The sequence below is a fragment of the Exiguobacterium sp. 8A genome (assembly GCF_902506275.1).
GTDB classification, from domain to species: Bacteria; Bacillota; Bacilli; order Exiguobacteriales; family Exiguobacteriaceae; genus Exiguobacterium; species Exiguobacterium profundum.
This window is the reverse complement of the sequence record NZ_LR733673.1, coordinates 1-6,696: the sequence shown is the minus strand read 5'-3', so window position 1 is coordinate 6,696 and position 6,696 is coordinate 1. Positions and strand designations below refer to the sequence as shown.

Genomic DNA, 6,696 nt, shown 5'->3' with positions numbered 1-6,696 from the left:
TCAACTCGTCCTTGAGGTCTCCCTCTGGGAGCGCGTCCACTTTCGCACGGGCATCATCGATCGCACCTTGGTCCGTCGTCGGCGCGAGTGCGTTGTGGTTCTCATCCGTGAACAAGTCGTCTACTGACTGTTGTGCAATAACTTCTAAACTTTCCATTGCTTCTGTTTCGCCAGTATGCGCCACCCGATAGTCACTAACGAGAAGAACATCAATGGTTGAACCTTCAGCAATCTGGAATGGTAGTGTATATTTGAACTGTCCGTTGCTGTCAGACTTCAGCACAAAACTTTTAGTAACACCATCTTTTTTATAGGTGATACGAATATCTGCTGAAGGTGTTGCTGTTCCTGCTACAACATTGGTACCTACACTAGCTTGTTTAACTTCCAATGTTTTTTCAGAACCTACAGAAAATACAGGATACCCTTGGCTACCGTCAGGGTTAGTAGTTCCATACAGACTCTTAGGTAACCAATTTGATTCATCACCCGTTGAAGATTTCAATGTCAGTCCATTATAAACTGCGGACATCTGAATTTTTCCTGTGCTCGACATTGCTTTAGAATAGTCTAACCCTGTACCGGCAGTGACGTTTGGAACTCCTCTCCAGTAGACGGCACTGTCAGCTACAATATTCATATTTCCTGTTATGTTACCAGATGGGGAAGAAAATGCGATAGCATTAAATCGTCCCGTACCTTTCAACACGAAGTTTTTAGGGTTATTAATGTTTAGTGTTGCATCATATTTATACAATTGGAGAGGTTGTGGACCATTAATTTCAACATCTGCGTTTTCATTAATATTGATAGTTCTTGAAACTGCCAACACACTAGCCGCGTTTGTCGATCCCCCAAGATCTTTGTCAGGGAATCCACCAACACGAACATATGCATTTTTGCCGATTGTGACGTCTCTCATCGGTTTGGTCTGTGCAGTCACAGATGACCCTTTCGAAACAAATGAAGCATTCTCATCGATTGTAATTGTACCTGTGTCAGAAACAGAAGTATTAAAAATGTTAGCCGAATAATGATTCAAGGTATGTTCGATGAAAAGGTCGGCTCCTGAATGTAGAATGAACTTTCCTGGATACGTGCCCGTCGAGCCTGTATACATGTAAAATGAAGTACGCCCGTTTGTAACCATATCCCAATCGCCACTAACCTCTAAAATTGAGCTTGATACAATTGCACGTGTATCACTAGATGAAGATTGCGTATCTACAACAGTACCATTTCCCATTAAATAAACACGCCCAAGTGGGTTATAAGCCAGAACACGTCCGTTCGATTGAATATTTTCAAATTTCAAAGAAACATCTTCAGCATTCGTTACCTTGAATGGTCCATTCACAGATGAAGAATTTAACTTCATATTCTTTAAGTGGTACACAGATGATCCAGAACGACTATCATTTACTACAAAACCTTTAGTTTCATATTCTCGCGTCGAGGTATTTTGATACGTCGCAAAATCAATAGTATTTCCGTTCCCATCAATAGTGATGTTCTTTTTAAGATATGGCATAACAATATCTTCAGTCACACTAAAACTCGAACCGATGTAAATTGTATCAATCCCATTATCTTCTGTGATAGCTTGTTTTAGTTCTTCAAAACTATAAACAATAATCTCGTTTGCCGCTGTAGTCTGTGTAACTTTAGCAGTTGATGCAAATGTATTCACTTTTTCAGCAGCAAATGTACTGCTGTAAGCCGGTGAAGAGAAAAACGGACTTGCAATAACTAGTGTTGTAGCCATTACATTAATAGGCTTCAACATTTTTTTTGAGTGTTTTTTCATTTTACCCTTTAATCTCCCTTATTCTTTATTTATATTTGACTTGTTACAATACTTTCATATGTTATAAAATTCTCACCTGAAATTATTTAATGAAAAGTGAATTGATTATTACATAAACAAAATACGTAACAAGTACATTTCCTATTCTATATATATATTTTCAATTGAATCCTCAAAAACGAAACACTGAATAAAACTTTTTTGAATCATTTTTTTTACTTTTTCGACAAATTTGATTACGGCCATTAAAACGTACCACTCTTGCAATTTTATTCATCAAAGAGTGACAAACAATTTACCGATCGATGCCAAAGTCCCGCCCAACCGCAATCACAACCATAAAGTCTACATAAACTATACCTCGGAGAACGCACAAGACTTGGCGCTGGGATTCGTCTGAACATCTTAAAAATGTCACTTCACAGCTTCAAGTGCATATTGAAATAAATATATTGTTCTTAACAGGCACAGCTCAAAATCATTATCAAGATCACTATCCCACTGACCCTCGTTCAGCATCCGTTTCACGTGTTAAACCACTAAGGATATTTAAATGGCCTTCGTCCATCGTTGGTTCCTCAGTCTCGTCATCGCCGAGAGCGCGAATTTATCATTTGTATTCAACCAGATCTAATTGAGGCGAATATCAAATTTGAAAAAACACTTAATCTCAAAAGCACAGATCCATGAGTTAAGCCAGGACGACACAACTACCATCATTATGTCTTCCCACCATTTATTCTTTTCTCGCACAACGTAACTCAGCAACCGCCCCATTTCGACATTACCCCGCACTGCCATGTAATCACCTCTCGACGCCCAAGCATTGTCTTTATTAACTTCGTCCTCAGACAACCGTACGCTCGTTCACCGACAAAAAGGTACTTCACTTACTTCGCTTCACCTCGTGAGAAAGTTCCAACTCGCAAAACTGTCCAAGCGATTATCCAAAAAGGACTGCCTCTGTAGTATTTCTTAATTTCGTGACAGACAAAGAAGGCGTCTCATCGAATCAAACGCAAAAAAGACGAAATAGCTCACGCGATGTGAGTTATTTCGTCAATATTTCATGTGACATTGTAAGATCTATGCGATTCAACACAAAGCCAAGACCCGAAACCGTCGGAGATTCGAAAAATTCGAGAACTTTTCCGTGTCATATAAATTTAGATTATCGTTTTTTTGAGAACCTCTTAATGCTTCAGCCTAGAGAAGCTAACATGTAAAGTTATTAAAAAGTTCAAACCCCATCTTGGAAAGTAACGAGAAATTCAACAATCTTCTCCAAATCCTTTTTTGAAGGGTTCGGACTATTCTGAGAGTCGGTGATAACGAACTAACAATCATGTCTACTTAAACTAACTGTGGGTCAAGGAGATATGGTATTCAATTTAACAAACTATCTACTCCAAAAATTCTTCAATTAAAGATACATCCGTTTCAGAAACTACTATTTTTCTATTCAAATAATAATTCACCAACTTTATTACTTCTTTCTTCTCCTTTTCAGATGGAATTGAGCTTATGTGACGAATCGGAATATGCGGAATAGATTGAGAACTGACTCGGCGAGTACTAAGTATTAAATCATAATCAGAAAAAAAGTTAAGAACCGAGCTATAATAGCTAATACCAGTTCTAATCTCCAAAGAATTAGAAAACCATCCCTGTATAGTTGAACTTAGATATGATTTCTCATGTTCATATTGTGTGAGTATAATTACTTTTAATGACTTTTGTGATCTTTGACGTAAAATACTAGCCTTAATTATTAAGAAAATTTCTAAGTAATTCAACTCCAAAAAGCGCTTATCTTTGATAATGAACTCAAAATCCCCTTCCTCAATAGTCTGTTGAATCAATTTAAACAGCGAATATTCTTCATAAACATAATAATAACGAAGTAAATAACTAGATCTAGAATTGGTTCTCAATCTATTATCCAAATACATAGTTTGAAGCAAATTAACTAAATCAAACACTAAATCATCATCGGCCCAGAAAGAAACTTGAAAGTGTTTAGAGAGCTCAAATAAAAATGTATATATATTTTGAGAAATATGGTCAGTATAAAGATTCCTTCTCATATAAGTGACTTCTTCACTTTTGTTTTTCGGACGAAATTCGGAAAGAATGTTAAACCCGAAATACTCCAACTCCTTTTCAAGTTCGTTTAGATTGTCATACTGAGGAAAGAATGTCTTCAGGGATGACGAAATTTGATAATATAAAGACTGTTTAGACACACTAACATTGGAATTCAACTTATACCGTTTTCTTTTTCGTTTTCGAGAATGAATGATGTTTAAAAGGATTGTTAGTCTTCTAATTGCTCCCATATTTATTTGTATACTTTTACTTTGACAAGTACTTGACAATTCTAATATGAACTGTTCCTCGTTGAAATATTGATTTTTCCGATAATCATCTCCCCAAAAAATATCATAAAATTGAACTATCATAGCTCGTAAATCATCCTCTTCACCCACAAACTGCACATAATCTCTGGTATCAAGGTTTATGTTAAATCTCGCTGCCCATTTTTTTATTATTTTTAAGCGTCGAAACAATGTAGGGCGCGTCAAATGAAATTCTACAGCAAGTTCTTCCTGTGTAAACGGGCGTTCCTCTAATATAATTTGAACAATCTGAAAATAAAGATTTGTCTGATTAAGACTATCCCACAAATCTTTAATTGTTCCTTTTTGTGGGCGCTGTAAAATGATACCACCTGATTTTTTTTTCACAATTGCCCATCCAATTGGCAAGCGATAATCAAGGTCTTCAATGTCTCTTATTACTTTGTTTGTAGAAATACCAAATCTTTTTGAAAGTGTCTGATATGAGATGGGGGTAAACGCATTGAACAAATGATAAGCAAGAAGTGACTGACGATCCATAAAATTAATCATTTCTCAACCTCCTGTGTTTCGGTATAAGTTCCGCTCATTTTTCTTTCAGAAAACTTCATGACATACTCTGAAATCATTTCATAATCAGAATTATCCGGGATTGTACCTACATCAATCACAACTAAATGAGGTACATATTTAGAAATAGTTTTAACAGTACTAATTACAAAATCAACATATGGATTTAATCTCACTTGATGGACGTGCGAACTCTCAATATAGCGGATATCCAAGCGATTACCATAGCGATACACTAACTCAGCATGAATATTTGAAAATTCAAGTAACGTATTACATACGATTACTACATTAATAGTTATATTCTGCTTAAACCTTTCTAAGCTAGCTCGAATTAAAACCAAAAGTTGAATTTTGTCAGTTTCCTGATAAATGAGAGAATAATCTTTATCTGAAGGGAATTGTATTGGAGTCAATCGCAAAGCTTTATCAATTATTGACAGAAGTTTATTTTCATTTAAATGAGGAAAGTAATGAATTAACTGATTATTCCTAGTATTCGTCAGCAACATATGATCAGTGTTTACTCTCGATATAAAATTTGATAAATCATAAACAAGTTGATCGTCACTTGAAAAATCAAAATAGAAATTTTGAGATAATTCTTCTAAAAATGAAAAAATCCATATAAACCGTAAGTCATTATCTTTATTATCTCTAATGGACCAAATCTCTTCTTGTCTATTTTTAGGTCTTCCACCTGCGAATAAATTGAGCGAGAAATAAGCAAATTCATTTTGCATAACATCATTGTTAAGATATTTCGGGAAAAAAAGATGTAATTTATTTGCAATGCTATAATAAATTCCTGATCTCCTTATTTCTCTATTTAATTCTGGTATATATCTTAGAAAACCAGCGCGTATATGCATAGTGTGTAACAATAAAACCAACCTTCTCGTTTCTTCCATAGAAATAAATATGTTATTTGAAAGCAATATCTCACCTAGTTGGTGTTTAAAATCCGGTATTGAGAAAGCACTAGTTAATTCAGAAGTTAGGAGGTTACCCGAAAAATATATATCGTAAAACTGCACCATCATTGCTCGAATTTTTCTTTCGTCCCCATCAAAATAGTAGTAAGGAATAGTTTCTAAAATTATGTCGTATTCAAACAGCCAGTCTTTTATATGCTTTACCTTTCTATATAACGTTGCTTTGCTATAACCAAAGTAGTCGCACAAGAATTCTGATGTACACTCATCTTTTTCAATAATCAGTTTAAGTAAACTCATCATATCATTAGATTTGTTTAAGCTATTTAGCAGATCTTCAATTTTCGAATCTAAAGGAGATATTAATTGTACGCCTGTCCTTCCTTCTCGAACTAACTGCCATCCCTCTGGAAGAATAGCATCTAGTTGATTCAATTCTTTTCTAATTGTATTAGCGGAAACACCATACTTATTAGAAAGTGCTTGAATTGTTGTTCCTTCAGTATTCATATAGATAGTATAAGCAATTTGACTAGTTCTACTTACAAACTCTATCATTTTAATCCCCCTTTTCCAGATGGTGTGTTATTTAATACCTCATATACTCATTTTTCAATCTTTTGAAGGTGCTACCTTAGTATGTTCAAATATTCATCTACGCCATAGTTAAAATAAAAGGCTAAGATTAATCAACTTGTGAGATACATCAAGTAGTCTAATCCTAGCTATAAGCTAATTTAGTTCATTTTTCAGTTGGCGAATCTGATTTTCATCTGCATACCAATAATATATTCCATCTGAAGCTTTTTTTACCCTCTCATTGGAGTGATACTTCTTCAATAGACTTGAAAGCATCGTTATAATTACTTATCAAATTAATTGGATCACTTAAGCTCAATCTACGCCATAGTTAAAATAAAAGGCTAAGATTAATCAACTTGTGAGATACATCAAGTAGTCTAATCCTAGCTATAAGCTAATTTAGTTCATTTTTCAGTTGGCGAATCTGATTTTCATCTGCATA

3 protein-coding genes are annotated in these 6,696 nt (G+C 34.9%); all 3 read right to left on the bottom strand.

Annotated elements, in window-relative coordinates:
- A partial coding sequence (locus GVY42_RS15790; RefSeq protein WP_159565683.1) for a toxin Cry1Ac domain D-VI-related protein occupies positions 1–1,807 on the bottom strand: 1,807 nt, incomplete at its 3' end.
- Positions 1,808–3,210: 1,403 nt separating this feature from the next.
- Positions 3,211–4,719, bottom strand: a complete 1,509-nt coding sequence (locus tag GVY42_RS15785; RefSeq protein ID WP_159565681.1) for a helix-turn-helix domain-containing protein — start codon at positions 4,717–4,719, stop codon at positions 3,211–3,213.
- On the bottom strand, positions 4,716–6,230 hold the full coding sequence (locus tag GVY42_RS15780) for a helix-turn-helix domain-containing protein (RefSeq protein ID WP_159563813.1): 1,515 nt from the start codon (positions 6,228–6,230) through the stop codon (positions 4,716–4,718). The genes GVY42_RS15785 and GVY42_RS15780 overlap by 4 nt, the downstream gene beginning before the upstream one ends.
- Between the last annotated feature and the right edge of the window lie 466 nt (positions 6,231–6,696).